This window comes from Shewanella sp. FeAMO, assembly GCF_053653955.1.
The window spans coordinates 446,731-466,684 of the sequence record NZ_CM132201.1; the positions used below are offsets into that span (position 1 = coordinate 446,731).

Annotated in this window: 16 protein-coding genes; 15 read left to right on the forward strand and 1 reads right to left on the reverse strand. The window is 54.9% G+C overall.

Annotation, left to right across the window (positions count from 1 at the left end):
- The first annotated feature begins 7 nt into the window (after positions 1-7).
- The 13 genes from ftsL (at position 8) to lpxC (ending at position 15,483) form a co-directional block, all read left to right on the forward strand.
- Positions 8-322 (forward strand): cell division protein FtsL, encoded by a 315-nt coding sequence (ftsL, locus tag ACWAU4_RS02105; RefSeq protein ID WP_025010887.1) that lies wholly within the window; start codon positions 8-10, stop codon positions 320-322.
- Positions 319-2,055 carry a penicillin-binding transpeptidase domain-containing protein gene (locus ACWAU4_RS02110; RefSeq protein WP_025010888.1) on the forward strand — a complete coding sequence of 579 codons (1,737 nt, stop codon included), beginning with the start codon at positions 319-321 and terminating at the stop codon, positions 2,053-2,055. The genes ftsL and ACWAU4_RS02110 overlap by 4 nt, the downstream gene beginning before the upstream one ends.
- A complete protein-coding gene (murE, locus tag ACWAU4_RS02115) occupies positions 2,052-3,521 on the forward strand; it encodes a UDP-N-acetylmuramoyl-L-alanyl-D-glutamate--2,6-diaminopimelate ligase (protein WP_045283627.1) in 1,470 nt (489 codons plus the stop codon). Before ACWAU4_RS02110 ends, murE begins: the two co-directional genes overlap by 4 nt.
- The gene (locus tag ACWAU4_RS02120; protein WP_045283628.1) at positions 3,518-4,894 is read left to right on the forward strand and encodes a UDP-N-acetylmuramoyl-tripeptide--D-alanyl-D-alanine ligase; all 1,377 of its coding nucleotides are present in this window, start codon (positions 3,518-3,520) and stop codon (positions 4,892-4,894) included. Before murE ends, ACWAU4_RS02120 begins: the two co-directional genes overlap by 4 nt.
- Complete coding sequence (gene mraY, locus ACWAU4_RS02125; protein WP_071237737.1) at positions 4,895-5,977, forward strand: phospho-N-acetylmuramoyl-pentapeptide-transferase; 1,083 nt, start codon at positions 4,895-4,897, stop codon at positions 5,975-5,977.
- A gap of 6 nt (positions 5,978-5,983) precedes the next feature.
- On the forward strand, positions 5,984-7,303 hold the full coding sequence (gene murD / locus ACWAU4_RS02130; protein WP_025010891.1) for a UDP-N-acetylmuramoyl-L-alanine--D-glutamate ligase: 1,320 nt from the start codon (positions 5,984-5,986) through the stop codon (positions 7,301-7,303).
- Positions 7,293-8,510, forward strand: a complete 1,218-nt coding sequence (gene ftsW, locus ACWAU4_RS02135) for a cell division protein FtsW (protein WP_107006120.1) — start codon at positions 7,293-7,295, stop codon at positions 8,508-8,510. The genes murD and ftsW overlap by 11 nt, the downstream gene beginning before the upstream one ends.
- The gene (murG, locus tag ACWAU4_RS02140) at positions 8,507-9,610 is read left to right on the forward strand and encodes an undecaprenyldiphospho-muramoylpentapeptide beta-N-acetylglucosaminyltransferase (RefSeq protein ID WP_044733550.1); all 1,104 of its coding nucleotides are present in this window, start codon (positions 8,507-8,509) and stop codon (positions 9,608-9,610) included. Before ftsW ends, murG begins: the two co-directional genes overlap by 4 nt.
- A complete protein-coding gene (gene murC, locus ACWAU4_RS02145; protein ID WP_208146114.1) occupies positions 9,607-11,076 on the forward strand; it encodes a UDP-N-acetylmuramate--L-alanine ligase in 1,470 nt (489 codons plus the stop codon). Before murG ends, murC begins: the two co-directional genes overlap by 4 nt.
- 96 nt (positions 11,077-11,172) lie before the next feature.
- Complete coding sequence (locus ACWAU4_RS02150) at positions 11,173-11,937, forward strand: cell division protein FtsQ/DivIB (RefSeq protein WP_101058279.1); 765 nt, start codon at positions 11,173-11,175, stop codon at positions 11,935-11,937.
- Between the two features lie 3 nt (positions 11,938-11,940).
- Positions 11,941-13,176: a cell division protein FtsA gene (ftsA, locus tag ACWAU4_RS02155; RefSeq protein WP_025010894.1), complete on the forward strand. Its 1,236-nt coding sequence runs from the start codon at positions 11,941-11,943 to the stop codon at positions 13,174-13,176.
- A 35-nt stretch (positions 13,177-13,211) separates the two neighbouring features.
- Positions 13,212-14,384, forward strand: a complete 1,173-nt coding sequence (gene ftsZ / locus ACWAU4_RS02160) for a cell division protein FtsZ (protein ID WP_025010895.1) — start codon at positions 13,212-13,214, stop codon at positions 14,382-14,384.
- Positions 14,385-14,562: 178 nt separating this feature from the next.
- A complete protein-coding gene (lpxC, locus tag ACWAU4_RS02165; protein ID WP_025010896.1) occupies positions 14,563-15,483 on the forward strand; it encodes a UDP-3-O-acyl-N-acetylglucosamine deacetylase in 921 nt (306 codons plus the stop codon).
- 8 nt (positions 15,484-15,491) lie between these two features.
- On the opposite strand, the gene ACWAU4_RS02170 is transcribed toward lpxC, so the two are convergent.
- Complete coding sequence (locus tag ACWAU4_RS02170; RefSeq protein ID WP_454290438.1) at positions 15,492-15,944, reverse strand: DUF721 domain-containing protein; 453 nt, start codon at positions 15,942-15,944, stop codon at positions 15,492-15,494.
- Between the two features lie 28 nt (positions 15,945-15,972).
- Between ACWAU4_RS02170 and ACWAU4_RS02175 the strand changes: the two genes are divergently transcribed.
- Together ACWAU4_RS02175 and secA are read left to right on the forward strand one after the other, a co-directional pair.
- Positions 15,973-16,872: a M23 family metallopeptidase gene (locus ACWAU4_RS02175; protein ID WP_028781130.1), complete on the forward strand. Its 900-nt coding sequence runs from the start codon at positions 15,973-15,975 to the stop codon at positions 16,870-16,872.
- A gap of 58 nt (positions 16,873-16,930) precedes the next feature.
- Positions 16,931-19,654, forward strand: coding sequence for a preprotein translocase subunit SecA (gene secA / locus ACWAU4_RS02180; RefSeq protein WP_045283629.1), 2,724 nt, complete (start codon positions 16,931-16,933; stop codon positions 19,652-19,654).
- Positions 19,655-19,954 lie beyond the last annotated feature (300 nt).

A 19,954-nucleotide genomic window follows, 5' to 3' on the forward strand; every position in this document is an offset into this window, starting at 1 on the left:
GTTGACGGTGAGTAAGTCGCAACTCAATCTGGCGCGCATAGTGCTGCAGGATCTTTGGCAGCACAAATGGATCCTCTTGCTGGGCATGCTGGTACTGGGTAATGCGGTTGCCGTGGTATATACCAGCCACATCAGCCGTACCCAAACCAGTGAGTTGGACAAGCTGTTACAGGAAAGGGATCGCTTGGATATCGAGTGGCGCAACCTGTTGCTGGAAGAACAGTCGCAGGCAGAGCACAGCCGGATAACCCGGATTGCGACCAAGGAATTGGACATGATAAGGCCCTTACCCAATGAAGAGGTGGTAGTGAGACTCCCATGAGAAAACAGGCTAAAAGGATTCAAAAGCCCCAACTGATCCACTGGCGACTGCAAGTGGTGGTGGCTTTTGTTTGCCTGTTGTTTGTCTCGCTTGTTGGACGTGCCGCCTACATCCAGGTGATAGAACCGGAAAAACTGCGTCATGAGAGTGATATGCGCACTTTGCGAACCACCTCCAACGAGGTGCAAAGGGGGCTTATCACTGACCGCAACGGCGAGATGCTGGCCGTCAGCGTGCCTGTGCGTGCCGTCTACGCCGATCCCAAGGTGGTTCACGACAAGGATGGCTTCAATGATATGCGCCGTTGGCGGGCGCTGGCCGATGTATTGCACGAGCCGCTGGATGACCTGTTGGCCAGGGTGCAGTCTAACCCCAAGAAACGCTTTACCTACCTCAAGCGCCAGGTTACCCCGGCGGTAGCGCACTATATCGAGCAACTGAAGCTACCTGGCATTTACCTCAAGTCTGAATCACGCCGTTACTATCCGGCCGGTGAGATCAGCGCTCAGCTGGTCGGGATCACCAATATCGATGATGTCGGCATCGAAGGCATTGAAAACACTTACAACAGCTGGCTGACCGGTACCCCCTCCAAACAGAAGGTGCGCAAGTCCCGTGACGGCCGGGTGGTTGAGCGGCTGGATATCATCCAGGAGGGCGAGAGCCCCAATGATCTGGTGCTCAGCATAGATCAGCGTATTCAGCAGTTGGCTTACCGTGAACTCAAGCGTGCCACCGAAATGAACCAGGCAACATCCGGTTCTGTGGTAGTGCTGGATGTGCACACGGGTGAAGTGCTGGCGATGGTCAATACCCCCTCCTATAACCCCAACTCGCGGGAAAACCTGCAGAGCCACAGGATGCGTAACCGCGCCCTGACAGACACCTTCGAGCCGGGTTCGACGGTGAAACCCTTTGTGGTGGTGGCTGCGCTGGAAGCCGGAATCGTCAAGAGCGATGAGCTGATCCCGACATCACCCGGTTGGATGCGTATCGGTGGTCGGCAGGTGCGGGATGCCCGCAACTATGGCGATATGTCGCTGGCGAAGATTTTGATCAAGTCCAGTAACGTGGGGATCAGTAAGTTGGCACTGGAAATGCCGGTGCAGCAGCTGCTGGGCACCTATCAGTCCATGGGGCTCGGCAACTATTCAGGGATCAACCTGACCGGCGAGAGTGCCGGTTTGGTGCAGGACAGACACAGATGGTCCGACTTTGAACGGGCGACTCTGTCCTTCGGCTATGGCCTGACCGCTACCCCGCTGCAATTGGCGCGTATGTACGCCACTCTGGGCAGCGGCGGCATGCTTTACCCGGTATCGATTCTTAAACTGAAGCAACCGCCGGAAGGCACCCGGGTAATAGCCCCGGACGTGGCCCGCGATGTGATCAACATGCTGGTGGGCGTGACCGAGAAGGGCGGCACAGGTACCCGGGCGCACATTGAAGGCTATCCGGTCGCCGGTAAGTCGGGCACCAGTCGTAAGGCAATAGCCGGTGGCTATGGCGATGATTATGTTGCCCTGTTTGCCGGTGTCGCGCCGGCCAATAACCCCAGGCTCGCCATGGTAGTGGTGATCAACGAGCCCAAAGGGGACAGATATTACGGCGGCGTGGTGGCGGCACCTGTGTTTGGCAAGGTGATGTCCGGCGCGTTGCAGATGTTGAATGTGGAGCCTGTGAGTGATGATACTCGCGTGCAACTGGCTCAGGTACCTAGGAGAGCAGAATGATGTTATTGCGGGATCTGCTGGCTCCCTGGTTTCATTACTCCGGCGCGGAGGCGGTGGCCGAGCCCTGTCTAGACAGTCGGAAAGTGGTTGAAGGTGGCCTTTTCGTGGCCGTTCCCGGACATCAGGCCGATGGTCGGGAGTATGTTGCCGCCGCCTTCAACAAGGGAGCCGCGGCTGCCTTGCTGCATACGGACGATCCGGATGCCGACGGCAAGGTGGAGCGGGAGCAAGGCTTAACCATCTACTTTTTTCAACTGAGTCGGCAGCTATCGGCGCTGGCGGCCCAGTTCTATGGCATTCACGCGGTCAAGCCTCGCCTGGTGGGGATTACCGGCACCAATGGCAAGACTTCTGTCAGCCAGCTAATCGCCCAGTGGGTGTCTTTGCTCGGCGAAAAGGCCGGTGTTATGGGCACTTTGGGGAACGGTTTGCTGGGGGAGCTCCAGCAAGCGACCAATACTACCAGTGATGCCTTGGCCGTGATGGCCCAGCTCAAGGCTTTTGAGCAGATGGATGTCAGCGTCTGCGCCATGGAAGTGTCCAGCCACGGTTTGGTGCAGGGGCGGGTAGAAGCCGCGCCCTTTGAAGTGGCTGTGTTTACCAACCTGAGCCGGGATCATCTGGATTACCACCTGACCATGGAGGCTTATGCCGCCGCCAAATTGAGGCTGATGCGGTTTGCCTGTCTCAAACACGCCGTGATTAACCTGGATGACGCCACAGGGCAGGCCTGGTTCGAGGAACTGCCCAAGGCCAAGTTGCTCGGCTATAGCATTAAGCCAGATCCCAGAGCGGCAGTTGTTGCTGTTAATCCTCAATATCACGCCAAGGGCGTGCGCGCCGAGATCCACTGGCCGGAAGGCAAAGGTGTGCTGGAAACCCCGCTGCTGGGTGAATTCAATCTCTCCAATCTGTTGGCGGCGCTGACGGCGCTCTATGCCATGGGGTATCCGCTGCAAAAGCTGCTGACATTGTCACCGGCCCTGGAGCCCGTGCCCGGACGGATGGAGTGTTTCCCGTCGAACAAAGGTTTTTCGCTGGTGGTGGATTATGCCCACACCCCGGATGCGCTGGAGCAAGCGCTCAAGGCGCTGCGGCTGCATACCGACAACCGCCTCTGGTGTGTCTTTGGCTGCGGCGGCGATCGTGACAGGGGCAAGCGGCCGCTGATGGCCCGCGCTGCCGAGGCTTTTGCCGACCGCTTGATGGTCACCAGCGACAATACTCGCAGCGAAGAGCCGCAAACCATCATTGATGAAGTCATGGCCGGGCTGACCCGCCCCGAGGCGGCACTTTCCTGTGTCGATAGGGTGACAGCCATTAAACAGGTTTGCGCCCAGGCCGAGGCGGGAGATGTGATTTTATTGGCTGGTAAGGGGCATGAAACCTATCAGGAAGTTGCAGGAAGCCGTCATCACTACGATGAGCGGGCCTTGGCGCTGGAACTTAGCGGAGGCAAGGCATGATCCCTTTAACTCTGCAACAGATAGCCACGGCGCTAAATGCCAAGTTGATTCCAGCGACTGCCGCAGAGCAGTTGATTGAGAGTGTCAGCACAGATAGCCGCGATATAGGCACCAAAGGTTTGTTTATCGCCCTCAAGGGCGAGCGCTTCGACGCCCATGAGTTTGCGCCAACGGCGGTCAAAAATGGCGCCGCAGCGCTCCTGGTCAGCCGCGAGATGGCACTCGATGTGCCGCAGCTGCTGGTGGCCGATCCTCACCAGGCCCTGGGGCAACTGGCGGCCATAGTACGCAGCCTGGTATCACCCAAGTGTGTTGCCTTGACCGGCTCCAACGGCAAGACCAGCGTCAAGGAGATGTTGGCGACCATATTGTCGCAACATGCCAAGGTGCTCTACACCGCCGGTAACTTCAACAACGACATAGGCGTGCCGCTGACAGCCTTGCGACTGGAGCCTGAACACGAGTACGCGGTATTTGAGCTTGGTGCCAACCACAAGGGTGAAATTGATTACACCTCGGCCATAGTGCGCCCGGATGTTGCCCTGGTGAACAATGTTGCCAGCGCCCACCTCGAAGGGTTTGGCTCAGAGGCCGGTGTGGCGGCGGCCAAATCCGAGATTTTCAATCACTTGGCCCCGGACGGCTGCGCCATTATCAATGCCAATGACAGATACGCCGAGGTAATGCGTCAGGCTGCGTTAGGCTACCGTCAGTTAAGCTATGGCATTGACGCAGCAGCCGAGTTGACAGCCAAAGATTTACAGGCCGATGCCTCGGGGCGTTATCGCTGCACTCTTTGCTGGCAGCAACAGGAGTATCTGCTGGCGCTGCCGTTGGCCGGCCGACATCAGGTGGCCAATGCTCTGGCGGCAACTTCGGTTTGCCTGGCGCTGGGCCTGGATATGGCAAGCATTATCTCTGGCTTGCAACAGATGCAGCCGGTCAAGGGACGCATGCTGCCCACTGAGCTTGGGCGGGTGCAGCTGATCGACGATAGCTATAACGCCAATCCGGCCTCGGTCAAGGCTGCGATCAACTGGCTTCACGAAATTCACGGAAATCGCATTCTGGTACTGGGCGATTTGGGGGAATTAGGCGACAATGCCCCCCTTTTGCATCGCGAGCTGGGTGAGTATGCCCGGGAGGCCGGGATAGATGCCCTGTTTTGCTGCGGTCAATTAACCCAGAACACCAGCCAGGGGTTTGGTACGGAACATCTGGATACCCAAGGGCGTTTGGTGGAAAGTTTAATCAAATATATCAATCAGTTGTCAGGGAGTGTCACTGTATTGGTCAAGGGTTCACGCAGCATGCGTATGGAGCGTGTGGTCGAGGCCCTTAAATCAGCCTTCGGGCGTGGGGAGTTAGTGTAGATGCTGGTGTATCTGGCGGAGTATCTAACCCAGTTTTATACCGGGTTTAACGTGTTTTCCTATTTGACCTTCAGAGCGATTCTGGGGTTGTTAACCGCCCTCAGCTTCGCGCTCTGGTGGGGGCCCAAGTTGATTGAACGTTTGCAGCTTTTGCAGATAGGCCAGGTGGTGCGTAACGATGGCCCTGAGTCACATTTCAGTAAGCGTGGCACCCCAACCATGGGTGGATTGCTGGTGCTGGCGGGGATCTTTATCAGTGTTCTACTGTGGGGCGATCTCGGTAACCGTTATGTCTGGGTGATGTTATTCGTTCTGGGCAGCTTTGGCCTCATAGGTTTCCTCGATGATTACCGCAAGGTGGTGCGTAAGGATCCCAAGGGGCTGGTGGCCCGTTGGAAGTACATTTTACAGTCGCTTGCAGCGATTGCTGTGGCCTTTTATCTCTACGCCACCGCGGCCCTGCCGGGTGAAACCCAATTAGTGGTGCCTTTCTTCAAGGATGTGATGCCGCAACTGGGGCTGTTCTTCGTTGTTTTGGCCTACTTCACCATAGTGGGTTCGAGCAATGCGGTTAACCTGACCGATGGCCTCGATGGCTTGGCGATTATGCCGACCGTTATGGTCGCGGCGGCGTTTGCGCTTATTGCCTACCTCTCCGGCCATGCGCAATTTGCCGGCTACTTGCATATTCCACATCTGCCTGGCGCCGGTGAACTGGTGATTGTCTGCACCGCGATAGTCGGTGCCGGTCTTGGTTTCCTTTGGTTCAACACCTATCCGGCACAAGTGTTTATGGGCGACGTGGGCTCGTTGTCACTGGGAGCGGCGCTCGGCACCATGGCAGTGCTGGTACGCCAGGAAATCTTGCTGGTGATCATGGGCGGTGTATTCGTAATGGAGACAGTGTCAGTCATCCTTCAGGTTGGATCCTATAAGCTGCGTGGCCAACGGATTTTCCGTATGGCACCCATACACCACCACTATGAATTGAAAGGTTGGCCCGAGCCCAGAGTGATAGTGCGTTTCTGGATTATCTCTTTGTTCCTGGTTCTGCTGGGATTGGCCACCCTGAAGTTGAGGTAAACAGTCATGATGAGTCGCTGTTCGCACATAGTGTTGGGATTGGGGGCCACAGGCTTGTCTGTGGTGCGCTATCTGGTAGCTCAGGGGCATGCCCCTATGGTGATGGACAGCCGCCGCAATCCACCCGGTGCTGAGGCGCTGAAAAATGAGTTTCCGGATCTGGAATTTTGCTTCGGTGGTTTCGATTGCCGAGGTCTGGTGCAGGCCGAGCAGATCATCATCAGTCCCGGGATCCCCATGGATACCCCCGAAGTAAGGGCAGCGTTGGATATGGGCATAGAAGTGATCGGCGATGTGGAACTGTTTGCCCGCGCCATCGCCGACAAGGGCCCATGTGTGCTGGCGATTACCGGCTCCAATGGCAAGTCGACTGTGACGACTCTGGTCGGTGAAATGCTCAAAGCCGGTGGCAAGCAAGCCGCCATCGGCGGCAACATAGGGGTACCGGCGTTGGAGCTTTTGGGCGAAAACGTCAGTCACTATGTGCTGGAGCTATCCAGTTTCCAGTTGGAAACCACTCATAGTCTCAAGTGTTTGGCGGCAACTTGCCTGAACATTTCTGAAGACCACATGGACAGATACAGCGACCTGGAAGCCTATCGCCAGGCCAAACTGCGGCTCTATGAACTGAGCCGACTGGCGATTTTCAACCGGGATGATCCGCAAACTCAGCCCATGTCACCCATGAACAACAATAGCTTTGGTTTGGGTAACCCCGAAGGGGATGAGTGGGGGATCACCGACGGCAAGATTTTCCACGGCAGCAGTGAAATCATGAATCTGATGGATGTGGCACTGCTCGGCAGCCATAACCACGCCAACCTGCTGGCCGCCATGGCGTTGGCCGATGCGGCCGGCGTGGATAAGGAAGCCATGGCCAGAGTGGCCCGCGAGTACAAAGGCTTGCCGCACAGATGTGAACTGGTGGCGGTCAAGAATGGCGCCACCTGGATCAACGATTCCAAGGCCACCAATGTGGGCGCTACCGTGGCTGCGCTCGAAGGGCTCAGCGACTACCTCGGTGATGTGATCCTGATTGCCGGTGGTGATGGTAAAGGAGCCGATTTCCGGCCGCTTGCCAATGCGCTCGGCTCTGTGACTCACCTTATTACCCTAGGGCGAGACGGTGACAAGATTGCGGCATTGAAAGAGGGCGCCATCAAGGTTGGCTCCATGGCAGAAGCCGTGAGCAAGGCCGCCGAACTGGCGAGTTCCGGAGACATAGTCTTGTTGTCACCGGCCTGTGCCAGCCTGGATATGTACAGCAACTTTATGGCCAGAGGCGATGATTTCCGCCAACTGGTGGAGGCGCTGGATGAGCAGTGATGAACGACAACTCAGCCTGTTCGGGACCAGCCTCAAGTGGCGCTGGCCTGACTGGTTCGGTGAGAAGCAATCGCAGGGCATGCAACTGTATGACCGGCGTTTGCTGCTTGCCGTTTTGTCGTTGATCGCCTTTGGCTTTGTGATGGTGATGTCGGCTTCTATGCCGGAAGCCCAGAGCCTGACAGGTAATCCGTTTCACTTTGTGACCCGTCATCTGTTTTATCTGGTGGGTTGCGTGGTGATAGCCGCAGTGGTGTTGCAGGTAGAGATGCAGCGCTGGCAGCAACTGAGTCCGCTGATGCTGTTGTTGGTTGGAGTCATGTTGGTGGCTGTGCTGATAGTGGGCACCACGGTAAACGGGGCGACCCGCTGGCTGTCTCTGGGGCCGGTGAGAATTCAGGTAGCTGAGATAGCCAAGTTTGCTTTTGCGGTCTACATGGCCGGTTATCTGGTACGGCGGCATCAGGAAGTGCGTGAAAACGCCAAGGGCTTTTACAAACCGATTGCGGTTTTTGCCGTCTATGCCTTCTTGATCCTGATGCAACCGGATCTGGGAACCGTGGTGGTACTATTTGTCGGCACTGTGGGACTGCTGTTTTTGGCCGGCGCCCGTTTGCTGGACTTCTTTGCGCTGATCCTCACCGGGGTCATGGCCTTTGTGGCTTTGGTGTTGCTGGAGCCCTACCGGATGCGGCGGGTAACCTCCTTCCTCGACCCCTGGCAGGATCCGTTCGGCAGTGGTTACCAGTTGACTCAGTCGCTGATGGCCTATGGCCGTGGTGACTGGTTTGGTCAGGGGCTTGGCAATAGTATCCAGAAACTGGAATACCTACCGGAGGCGCACACTGACTTTATCTTTGCCGTTATAGGGGAAGAGCTTGGATTTATCGGCATTATCGCTGTGCTGGCGGTACTGCTGTTTGTGGCGCTGCGGGCAATTCGTCTCGGCAGTCAATGCTTGGCCATGGACCGGGCATTTGAAGGTTATTTGGCCTACGCCATAGGGATCTGGATCTGTTTCCAGACTGTGGTGAACGTGGGCGCCAGTATCGGCATTTTGCCGACCAAGGGGCTGACACTGCCCTTTATCAGCTATGGCGGCAGTAGTCTCTGGGTGATGACGGCTGCGGTCATGATGCTGATCCGGATAGATCATGAGCGGCGTCTCAGCCTGATCCAGGCGGTACAGGGAAGGCTGAAGTCATGAAAGGTAATAATGTGAATAACAAACGTATTTTGGTGATGGCCGGTGGTACCGGCGGTCACGTTTTTCCGGCGTTGGCAGTGGCCAGACGCCTGGCACAGCAGGGTTGGCAGGTGCGCTGGCTGGGTACGGCAGACCGGATGGAGGCGCGCTTGGTGCCTCAACACGGCTTTGACATAGATTTTATCGACATCAAGGGCGTGCGCGGCAACGGCATAGTGCGCAAGCTGGCGGCACCTTTCAAGGTGCTGCGCTCGATTATTCAGGCGCGCAGGGTCATCCGCGAATTTCGGCCGGATGTGGTGTTGGGCATGGGCGGCTTTGCCAGCGGTCCGGGCGGCGTTGCCGCCAAGCTCAGTGGTATTCCGTTGGTGTTGCATGAGCAAAACGCCATTCCGGGGATGACCAATAAGCTGCTTTCCCGTATCGCTACCAAGGTGCTGTGCGCCTTTGCCAACACCTTCGAGCCGGGTAAAGCCGAAGTGGTGGGCAACCCTATTCGCCAGGAGCTTATCACTCTGGGTGGGCAGCCCAGAGCCCAGCATCAGGATGCGCTGAAAATTCTGGTCGTCGGTGGCAGCCTGGGGGCCAAGGTATTCAACGACCTTATGCCGGCCGTGGTTGCCGAGGTCAGCAAGTCACAGTCGGTGACGGTTTGGCATCAGGTGGGCAAGGGTAATCAGGTGCCGGTGGAAGCTGAATATCAGCAGCTGGGACAAGACGGCAGAGTCAAAGTGGCTGAGTTTATCGATGATATGGAAGCCGCTTATCGCTGGGCCGATGTGGTCATCTGCCGCGCCGGAGCGTTAACCGTTTCCGAGTTGGCGGCCGTTGGCCTGCCCAGCCTGCTGGTGCCTTATCCCCATGCGGTGGATGATCACCAGACCCGCAACGCCCAGGTGTTGGTGGATGCGGGTGCGGCCTTCCTGTTGCCGCAGCCGATTGTCGATGTGCCCAGGCTGGCGAATAAGCTGGCCCTGCTTGGCAGTGATAGAAATGAATTGGCCCTGATGGGGCAAAGAGCCAGAGCGGCCGCCGTGCTGGATGCGACCGATAAAGTCGCCCAAGTCTGTATCGAACTGGCAGAGAAAGGAAATAGATGAATAACAGAGCAGAGAAATACGCCCAGCTTCGCGCCATGATCCCGGAAATGCGCCGGGTGCGTCGTATTCACTTTGTTGGCATAGGTGGTGCCGGCATGGGGGGCATTGCCGAGGTTCTGGTTAACGAAGGTTATCAGGTCAGTGGTTCGGATATTGCCGAAAATGCCGTGACTGAGCGTTTGGCGGCTCTGGGTGCTCGCATCATTATCGGCCACAGTGCCGAGGCTGTGGTGAACGTTGATGTGGTGGTGGTTTCCACCGCGATTAAAGCGGATAACCCGGAAGTCGCGGCCGCCAGAGCCAGTCGCACTCCGATAGTGCGCCGTGCCGAGATGCTGGCCGAGCTGATGCGTTACCGTCATGGGGTGGCGATTGCTGGCACCCATGGCAAAACCACTACAACTAGCCTTATCGCCAGTGTTTATGGCCAGGCCGAGCGGGATCCGACCTTTGTAATAGGTGGCCTGCTCAATAGTGCCGGCACTAATGCTCGCTTGGGGCACAGCCGTTACCTTATCGCCGAGGCCGATGAGAGTGATGCCAGCTTCCTGCATCTGCAGCCCATGGTGAGTGTGGTAACCAATATTGAAGCCGACCATATGGATACTTATGGCGGCGATTTTGAGAAGTTGAAAACCACCTTTGTGGACTTCCTGCATAACTTGCCGTTCTACGGTGTGGCCGTGCTCTGTATCGATGATCCTGTGGTGAAAGAGATCATGCCACGTATTGGTCGCCACATGGTGACCTATGGCTTCAGTGATGAGGCCGATGTACAGGCACTCAACTTTAGCCAGGAAGGACATCAATGCCGTTTCACCGTGCGTCGCAAGGGGCGGGACGACTTGGAGCTGCTGCTGAATCTGCCGGGACGGCACAATGTGCTGAACGCCTTGGCGGCGATTGCCGTGGCCTGTGAAGATGATATAGATGATGCCGCCATAGTGCAGGCGCTGGCGGAGTTCCAGGGAATTGGCCGCCGCTTCCAGCATCTGGGGGCCTTCGATACTCCCAAGGGCGAGGTGATGCTGGTTGATGATTACGGCCATCATCCCAGTGAAGTTGCTGCCACTATCAAGGCTGCTCGCGCCGGTTGGCCTAATAAGCGCCTGGTGATGGCTTATCAGCCACACAGATATAGCCGCACCCGGGATCTGTACGAGGACTTTGTCGAAGTATTGTCTCAGGTCGATGGTCTATTGCTGCTGGAGGTCTATCCCGCCGGTGAAGCACCTATCGCGGGAGCAGACAGCCGCGCGTTGTGCCGCAGCATTAGATTGCGTGGTCAGGTCGACCCTATCTATGTCGCTACGCCGGAGCAGTTGCAGGAGATACTGCCGGATGTGCTCAAGGACGGCGATCTGCTGATGACCCAAGGCGCCGGCAATATAGGCGCCCTGGCGCGCCAACTGGCGAGCAGCAAACTGGGGTTTAGTGATGATAAGAAAGATACGATTGCTGAATAGATTTTCGCCGCTTAATGGCTTGAAAACAGTATCTTTTGACCAAGAAAACCAGCCCTATATAATGGCCGGTTTTCCGCCAAGCTAACGGGCAGGACCATGGCGCTGAAGGACAGGTTGCACAAGGGCCGGGCAAGGCTAGCCGGGGTCAATTGGTATCTCTGCAGCGGGATTGGCTTTCTGCTGTTGGTACTGGCGGCATTCGGCTTGGCGGCTTGGAAATTGGGACTGGTGCTGAATGATGCCGAGGCCTTGCCCATTGAGGCAGTGGCGATAAAAGGCGAGCGCCAGTACACCACGGATGCGGAAATCCGTGGCGCCTTGCAGGACTTGATGCAGCGTAGCTTTTTCAGCGCTGATGTGGCTGAGGTGCAGCAGGCGCTGGAGGCCCTGCCTTGGGTATACAGGGCCTCGGTTCGGCGCGAATGGCCGGCCAAGCTGAAGGTTTATCTGCAGGAGCAGGTCGCCGTGGCGCACTGGAATCAGGATGAATGGCTCAATGAACACGGCGAGGTGTTCCTGGCGCCACCGCAACCCGGGCTGGAAAATCTGCCTTGGTTGGCGGGACCTGAACCTATGGCGAAGGAGGTATTGATCTCCTTTCGGCAGATGGATGAACTGCTGCGGATAAACAGCTTCAAGCTGGATAGATTGAGTCTCAGCCCGAGACATGCCTGGGAGGCGACTTTGGGCAACGGCATCATGCTGGAGTTGGGACGAGAGGACAAGATGGCGCGGATACAGCGTTTTATCAACGTGTATCCCGAGTTGGTTAAACAGGAAAAGAGTGTCGCCAGAGTGGATCTACGCTATGACACGGGTCTGGCAGTAGGCTGGGAAGACGCACAAGAAGAGAGCCGTTAATTAATGACCAAGAACCAAGATAGAAATCTGATCGTCGGATTGGACATAGGGACATCCAAGGTCGCTGTGATCATAGGTGAAGTCTTGCCCGATGGCGAAATCAGTGTCGTCGGTCTGGGTAATCATCCATCACGCGGCATGGATAAAGGCGGGGTCAACGACCTCGATTCTATCGTGCGCAGTGTGCAGCGGGCCCTGGATCAGGCCGAGCTGATGGCAGACTGTCAGGTGTCTTCGGTGTATTTGAGCATTTCCGGCAAGCATATCGATTGTCAGAACGAAAACGGCATGGTCTCCATCAATGATGAAGAGGTGACCCAGGAAGACGTGGACAACGTCATTCACACGGCCCGTTCGGTGAAGATCCCCACCGAGCGCCGCATTTTGCACGTACTGCCGCAGGAATATGCCATAGATGTTCAGGAAGGGATCCGCAGCCCTATTGGCATGTCCGGCATGCGGATGGAAGCCAAGGTGCATATAGTCACCTGCGCCAATGATATGGCTAAGAATATCACCAAGAGTGTTGAGCGCTGTGGCCTCAAGGTGGACGACCTGGTGTTTTCCGGTATCGCTTCGGCCGATGCGGTACTGACCAATGATGAAAAAGATCTGGGTGTTTGTCTGGTGGATGTCGGTGGCGGTACCACAGATATTGCTGTGTATACCAATGGCGCTCTGCGTCACTGCGCCGTGGTGCCGGTGGCCGGCAATCAGGTAACCAGTGATATCGCCAAAATTTTCCGCACGCCGCTGTCGCATGCCGAGCAGATTAAAGTGCAGCATGCCAGTGCCCGCAGCTCCATGGTGAGCCGTGAGGACAGCATAGAGGTGCCGTCCGTAGGTGGCCGGCCATCAAGAACCATGTCGCGTCATACACTGGCCGAAGTGGTTGAACCCAGATATCAGGAACTGTTCGAGTTGGTATTCAAAGAGCTAAAGGACAGTGGCCTAGAAGATCAAATTGCCGCCGGCATAGTGTTGACCGGTGGCACAGCCTCTATCGAAGGGGCTGTGGATGTTGCCGAAGCCACGTTCGGCATGCCGGTCAGGGTGGCATCACCGCTGCCGGTGAAAGGTTTGTATGAATATGTGGATCAGCCCATCTACTCCACAGGTGTTGGGCTGTTACATTACGGCGCGCGCAGGGTTATCGAACGTCAGTTTGAACGACCCGAGCGTCAAGGGGTGACCAGTCTCTGGAATCGGGTTCAGAGCTGGTTTAAAGGTGAGTTTTAACTTACGTAAACGCAGGTAATACGGAGAATTCAACCATGTTTGAGATCATGGATACTCATTCTGACGAGGCGGTGATAAAGGTCATCGGCGTCGGTGGTGGCGGTGGTAATGCCGTCGAACATATGGTGAAACACAACATCGAAGGTGTTGAGTTTGTTGCCACCAATACAGATGCCCAGGCACTGCGTAAGTCTGCCGCGGGCACCACAATTCAACTGGGACGTGATGTCACCAAGGGCCTGGGCGCCGGTGCCAACCCGGAAGTCGGTCGCGCTGCTGCCGAAGAAGATCGTGAAAATATCCGTGAGGCCATCAAGGGCTCGGATATGATCTTCATCGCTGCCGGTATGGGCGGTGGTACGGGTACAGGTGCTGCTCCTGTGGTGGCGCAGATTGCCCGCGAAGAAGGGATATTGACAGTGGCCGTGGTCACCAAGCCTTTCCCATTCGAAGGCAAGAAGCGTATGGCCTATGCCGATCAGGGTATTGGAGAGCTGGCCAAACATGTTGACTCGCTGATCACTATCCCCAACGAGAAGCTGCTCAAGGTATTGGGCCGTGGTACATCACTGCTGGATGCCTTCGCTGCCGCCAACAACGTACTCTTGGGCGCGGTGCAGGGTATCGCTGAGCTGATCACCCGTCCCGGTCTGATTAACGTCGACTTCGCCGACGTGAAAACCGTTATGTCCGAAATGGGTAACGCCATGATGGGCACAGGGGTGGCTCGTGGTGAAGACCGCGCCGAAGAAGCTGCCGAAGCGGCCGTAGCCAGTCCGCTGCTGGAAGATATCGACTTGGCAGGCGCCCGCGGCGTATTGGTCAACATCACTGCCGGCATGGATATGAGCATCGAAGAGTTCGAGACTGTGGGTAACCACGTCAAGGCTTACGCTTCTGACAACGCGACAGTGGTAGTTGGTGCTGTTATCGATCCGGAAATGAGCGATGAGCTGCGAGTCACTGTAGTTGCTACCGGCATAGGTTCGGAAAGAAAACCTGACATTCAGCTGGTATCCAAACCTGCTCCACGTCAGGAACCTGTACCAGAGCCTAAGGTCGAAGCTTACGTGCCTCAGGAAGAAGCTGTTGCGCCTGTATCTCACAAGAGCAATGCGGTTCCTGCGTCACAGCCTGCGCCCAACCCGCACAAAAACGAGCTTGATTATTTGGATATTCCGGCGTTTTTGCGTAAGCAAGCCGACTGATACTGGCGGTTATCGCTGGTGTAAATTGGGTGATCTCCTTTGTTTCTGTTAAGCAAAGGCAGGTAAATTTTTGTGAAATTACCAATTTATGCTAGGATATCCGACCAGCCGCGCCTGACGAGTGTCGATTTTATCGTCAAAGGCAGGGCTTTTTGTTGAGATGAATACGGGTAACTAAATGATTTTTCAAAGAACTGTTGAAAAAATGGTAAAGACCACCGGTGTCGGTTTGCACTCCGGCAATAAGGTGACTTTGACTATCAAGCCCGCACCAGTCAATACAGGGATCGTACTCGTGCGCACCGATATGCAGCCGGCAGTGGAGATTGCTGCCAAGGCAGAGCAGGTGCGTGAAACGACTATGTGTACGGCTCTGGTCAATGATGAAGGTGTTCGCATCTCAACGATTGAGCATCTGTTTGCTGCACTTGCGGGTTTGGGAATCGACAATGCCGTTATTGAAGTGGATGCTCCCGAGATCCCTATCATGGATGGCAGTGCCAGCCCTTTTGTATTCCTGCTGCAAAGCGCGGGGATCAAAGATCAGTCAGCGGCCAAGAAATATCTGAAAATCAAGCGCACAGTGCGTGTTGAAGACGGTGATAAGTGGGCTGAACTGCGACCTTTCAAAGGTTTCAGAGTCGATTTTGCCATCGATTTCAATCACCCTGAAATCGCCCGTAGTCAACAGCATATGGTGATGGATTTTTCCTCTTCTGCCTTTGTGAAAGATATCAGTCGTGCCAGAACCTTTGGTTTTATGCGTGATATCGAGTATCTGCGTGCCAACAACCTGGCATTGGGCGGCAGTATGGAAAACGCGGTTGTGCTTGATGAATATCGTGTCCTCAACCCCGATGGCCTGCGTTATGAGGATGAATTTGTTAAGCACAAGATTCTGGATGCGTTTGGTGACCTGTATGTGGCGGGTCACGCCATAGTCGGAGAATTCTGTGCCTACAAGACGGGGCATGCCCTGAACAACCAGCTGGTGCGGGCATTGCTTGCCCAGCAGGATGCCTGGGAGTTGGTCAGCTTCGAAAAAGAAGCGGATGTGCCTGTCAGCTTTATGATGCCATCCAATGTCGTGATGGCTTAATCGTAAAACTAGGACTGCCTTTTACGGCTGGCTAATGCAGCCAGCCGTTTTAGTTTCTGGCCCAGCTCGCCCTCGGTGTGTTCGGCCAGTGCATTAATATGTGAAGCTGCAGTTTCACTCAGCTGTCTGTGAACCACTTGGGGTTTTGCCCCCGATGTTGCCAGTGCCGGGTTGACTTTAACCTCAATAGCGGTAAGCATTGGGAGCGTTTCTGCCTGAAGTTGGGCAAGAAGTTTGGTTTTTTGAAAGTTAATCCTGGCGGCCCAAGCGGCGGAAGGGGTCTCAATAACCAACACACTTTGGCGCAGATTGGCAACTTTCAGCTGTTCGCTGACAGGGCTTGACAGCAGTTGTTTGACATGCTGGTTCAGATACAACAAAAGCTCCGCTTTCTCGGCCAGATCGGGCAAACGTCCCGACTGATGCAGTAATTGGCTGAGGTGCTGAGGGAGCTTCTTCATTACGATAATAAGATGGCTGAATTAGGCTATGAGTGTAACAGTTTTTATTCAAGGTCGGAATGGCGTGACGCGCTGGCAACCGGGCAAACGCTGGTTGCTGTTGCCTATTTTGCTCCTCGCTGCGGGCACTGGGCTCTATCATTACAACGCCGAGCGATTTGAGTCGCAACAGGCTAACGTCGACAACGAGCGTCAGGCTCGTGAGCAGCAACAGAAACAAGTCAAAGAACTCAAGCAAGCAACAGAGACTCAGTTGGCAACTCTGGTGGCGCATGTCGCCAGAATGCAGGCCAAACTGACCCGGCTTGAGGCTCTCGGGCAAACTCTTGCCCAGAATTACCAACTTGAAGAACAGTTCGATTTCGGCGCCGAGGTAGGTCTGGGTGGTTTGAGCGAGCTGGGTACCAGCATAGAGCTGGAGCAGCTGATCTCTGATATGGATCGGCTGGCATCAGGAATTGATAGCAATAATGCTCAGTTGTCACTGCTTGAAACAGTGGCTTCCAATCTCCATATAGATGAAGAGCGTTATATATCAGGGCGGCCAATCAATAAAGGTTGGTTATCTTCGCCCTACGGTTTACGTAATGATCCTTTCAATGGCCGCAGAACTGTGCATAAAGGCATAGACTTTGCGGGTACAGAAGGAGCCGATGTGATCGCCACCGGTGGTGGTGTGGTGACATGGGCCGGGAATATGTTTGGCTATGGTGAGTTGGTGGAGATAGATCACGGTAACGGATTGCGCACCCGCTATGGCCATAATAAAGCTTTGTCAGTAACTGTAGGTGATGTGGTCGCCAAGGGCGAGAAAATTGCCACCATGGGAAGCACTGGGCGTTCGACAGGACCCCATGTGCATTACGAAGTGTTGCGGGGTGGACAGCAGATAGATCCCAAGAAGTACGTCTACCGCAAAGCAGGTTAATTGGAACTGGCCGCCAGACTCGCAAGAGGCTTGGCCTACAACAGAATAAGTGATTCAGATGTTAGGTAAATTACTGACAAAAGTATTTGGTAGTCGTAACGACCGCACCCTTAAAGCCCTGGGCAAGATAGTCAACAAGATCAACGCGCTCGAAGGTGAATATGAGCAACTCAGCAATGAGCAGCTCAAGGCCAAAACCCAGGAGTTCCGTGATCGGCTCGAAAAAGGGGAAACCCTTGACGACATCATGGCCGAAGCCTTTGCCACTGTGCGAGAGGCTTCCAAGCGGGTGTTCGAGATGCGCCACTTCGACGTGCAGTTGATAGGTGGTATGGTGCTGGACAGCAACCGTATTGCCGAGATGCGCACCGGTGAAGGTAAGACTCTGACCGCCACGCTGCCGGCCTATCTCAATGCACTGACCGGTAAGGGCGTTCACGTTATTACAGTGAACGACTATCTGGCTCGCCGTGACGCCGACACTAACCGTCCACTGTTTGAATTCCTTGGAATGACGGTTGGGGTTAACGTCGCCGGTCTTGGTCAGCTGGAAAAGAAAGCTGCCTATAACTCAGATATCACTTACGGCACCAACAACGAATTTGGTTTCGACTATCTGCGCGACAACATGGCGTTTTCACCACAGGAGCGGGTACAGCGTCCATTGCATTATGCTCTGATAGACGAAGTCGACTCCATTCTTATTGATGAAGCCCGTACACCGCTGATCATCTCCGGCGCCGCGGAAGACAGCTCTGAGCTCTACATCAAGGTCAACACACTGATCCCTAATCTGATCCGCCAGGATAAAGAAGACTCGGACGACTATGTCGGTGAGGGTGACTTCAGTGTTGATGAAAAGGCCAAGCAAGTTCACATGACTGAGCGCGGCCAGGAAAAAATTGAACTCCTGTTGATCCAGGCCGGACTTCTGGCCGAAGGGGATTCGCTTTACTCGGCCGCCAATATCTCACTGTTGCACCATGTTAACGCCGCGCTGCGCGCTCACACCCTGTTTGAACGTGATGTCGACTATGTTGTGCAGGACGGCGAAGTGATCATCGTCGATGAGCACACTGGCCGTACCATGCAGGGGCGCCGTTGGTCTGAAGGTTTGCATCAGGCGGTGGAAGCCAAAGAAGGCGTGAAGATCCAGAATGAAAACCAGACCCTGGCTTCTATCACCTTCCAAAACTACTTCCGTCAGTATGAAAAACTGGCCGGTATGACAGGTACTGCCGATACCGAAGCCTTCGAATTCCAGCATATCTATGGTTTGGATACCGTAGTAATCCCCACCAACCGGCCGATGATCCGTAACGATATGGCTGACTTGGTGTACCTCACTGCCAAAGAAAAGTACGCCGCCATTATTCAGGACATCAAAGGGTGCCGTGAACGTGGTCAGCCAGTATTGGTAGGTACAGTTTCCATCGAACAGTCTGAGCTGCTGTCCAACCTGTTGGATCGGGAAAAGATCCCTCACAAGGTACTGAACGCCAAGTTCCACGAAAAAGAAGCTGAAATTGTTGCTCAGGCTGGACGTAGTGGAGCGGTAACCGTGGCCACCAACATGGCCGGTCGTGGTACGGATATCGTCTTGGGTGGCAGCTGGAAAGCGGAAATTGAGGAACTGGAAAACCCAACCGAGGAGCAGATTGCCAAGATCCGTGCCGACTGGCAAGAACGTCACGATGCCGTGGTTGCTGCCGGTGGTTTGCACATTTTGGGTACAGAACGTCATGAGTCTCGCCGTATCGACAACCAGCTGCGTGGTCGTTCCGGCCGTCAGGGCGATGCGGGTTCATCACGTTTCTATCTGTCGATGGAAGACAGCCTGATGCGGATCTTCGCTTCAGATCGCGTTGCCAACATGATGAAGAAGTTGGGCATGGAAGAAGGCGAAGCCATCGAACATCCTTGGGTATCTCGTGCGATTGAGAATGCCCAGCGCAAAGTGGAAGCCCGTAACTTCGATATTCGTAAGCAGTTGCTGGAATTTGATGATGTCGCCAACGACCAGCGTCAGGTGGTTTACGCTCAGCGTAACGAACTGATGGATGCCGAAAGCATTGAAGATACCATCAAGACTATTCAGGAAGACGTGATCACAGGCGTTATCGATCAATACATTCCACCACAGTCAGTTGAAGAGCTCTGGGACGTTCCCGGCCTCGAGCAGCGACTCAAGCAGGAATTTGTTCTGGACTTGCCGCTGCAAGAGTGGCTGGATAAAGAAGAAGACCTGCACGAAGAAACCCTGCGTGAGCGGATCATCGAATCCTGGCTCAAGGCCTATGAAGCCAAAGAGCAGATGGTGGGCCCTGAGGTGCTGCGCCAGTTCGAAAAGGCCGTGATGCTGCAGACCCTGGATGGTTTGTGGAAAGAGCACCTGGCTGCCATGGACCACCTGCGTCAGGGGATCCACCTGCGAGGTTATGCTCAGAAGAACCCCAAACAGGAATATAAGCGTGAGTCCTTTGAGCTATTCCAGCAAATGTTGGAGTCACTCAAGCACGATGTGATCAGTATTCTGTCCAAGGTTCAGGTACAGGCTCAATCGGATGTAGATGAAATGGAAGCCCGTCGCCGTGAAGAAGAAGCGCGGATCCAACATCAATATCAGCACGCCACGTCTGAAGCTTTGAATGAAGCCGAACACGATGCTGAAGTTGCTGCACATACTCCAGTTGTGCGTGATGGTGAGAAAGTTGGACGCAACGATCCTTGTCCTTGCGGCTCAGGTAAAAAATACAAACAGTGTCATGGCAAACTGAGCTAACACACTGTAAGTCATTAAAGGCAATCTCCGGATTGCCTTTTTTGTTGCTTTTAAAATGCGTTTTTTGCTCCACAAACTCACAAATGTGGATAACTCTGGGGGTAAAAAGTGCTTAACGTGTGACTAACCCTATGGCCTCAAAAAAGATCGCAAAATACTGAAAAAAGCCCTTGCGCAAAAGTTTTGGCTCCCTATAATGCGCACCCACTGACACGGCGAACGAGAACAAATATCTGTTCAAATTCAAAGTCGGTAACGCGGTAGCAAGCCTGGGTTTCAAAGGTGTGAAGTTAAAAACAT

What these genes read in the sequence shown, in the direction of transcription:
- ACWAU4_RS02110 (WP_025010888.1), top strand. Translation starts at nt 319, where the DNA reads ATGAGAAAACAGGCTAAAAGGATTCAAAAGCCCCAACTGATCCACTGG.
- murE (WP_045283627.1), top strand. Translation starts at nt 2,052, where the DNA reads ATGATGTTATTGCGGGATCTGCTGGCTCCCTGGTTTCATTACTCCGGC.
- ACWAU4_RS02120 (WP_045283628.1), top strand. Translation starts at nt 3,518, where the DNA reads ATGATCCCTTTAACTCTGCAACAGATAGCCACGGCGCTAAATGCCAAG.
- mraY (WP_071237737.1), top strand. Translation starts at nt 4,895, where the DNA reads ATGCTGGTGTATCTGGCGGAGTATCTAACCCAGTTTTATACCGGGTTT.
- murD (WP_025010891.1), top strand. Translation starts at nt 5,984, where the DNA reads ATGATGAGTCGCTGTTCGCACATAGTGTTGGGATTGGGGGCCACAGGC.
- ftsW (WP_107006120.1), top strand. Translation starts at nt 7,293, where the DNA reads ATGAGCAGTGATGAACGACAACTCAGCCTGTTCGGGACCAGCCTCAAG.
- murG (WP_044733550.1), top strand. Translation starts at nt 8,507, where the DNA reads ATGAAAGGTAATAATGTGAATAACAAACGTATTTTGGTGATGGCCGGT.
- murC (WP_208146114.1), top strand. Translation starts at nt 9,607, where the DNA reads ATGAATAACAGAGCAGAGAAATACGCCCAGCTTCGCGCCATGATCCCG.
- ACWAU4_RS02150 (WP_101058279.1), top strand. Translation starts at nt 11,173, where the DNA reads ATGGCGCTGAAGGACAGGTTGCACAAGGGCCGGGCAAGGCTAGCCGGG.
- ftsA (WP_025010894.1), top strand. Translation starts at nt 11,941, where the DNA reads ATGACCAAGAACCAAGATAGAAATCTGATCGTCGGATTGGACATAGGG.
- ftsZ (WP_025010895.1), top strand. Translation starts at nt 13,212, where the DNA reads ATGTTTGAGATCATGGATACTCATTCTGACGAGGCGGTGATAAAGGTC.
- lpxC (WP_025010896.1), top strand. Translation starts at nt 14,563, where the DNA reads ATGATTTTTCAAAGAACTGTTGAAAAAATGGTAAAGACCACCGGTGTC.
- ACWAU4_RS02170 (WP_454290438.1), bottom strand. Translation starts at nt 15,944, where the DNA reads ATGAAGAAGCTCCCTCAGCACCTCAGCCAATTACTGCATCAGTCGGGA.
- ACWAU4_RS02175 (WP_028781130.1), top strand. Translation starts at nt 15,973, where the DNA reads ATGAGTGTAACAGTTTTTATTCAAGGTCGGAATGGCGTGACGCGCTGG.
- secA (WP_045283629.1), top strand. Translation starts at nt 16,931, where the DNA reads ATGTTAGGTAAATTACTGACAAAAGTATTTGGTAGTCGTAACGACCGC.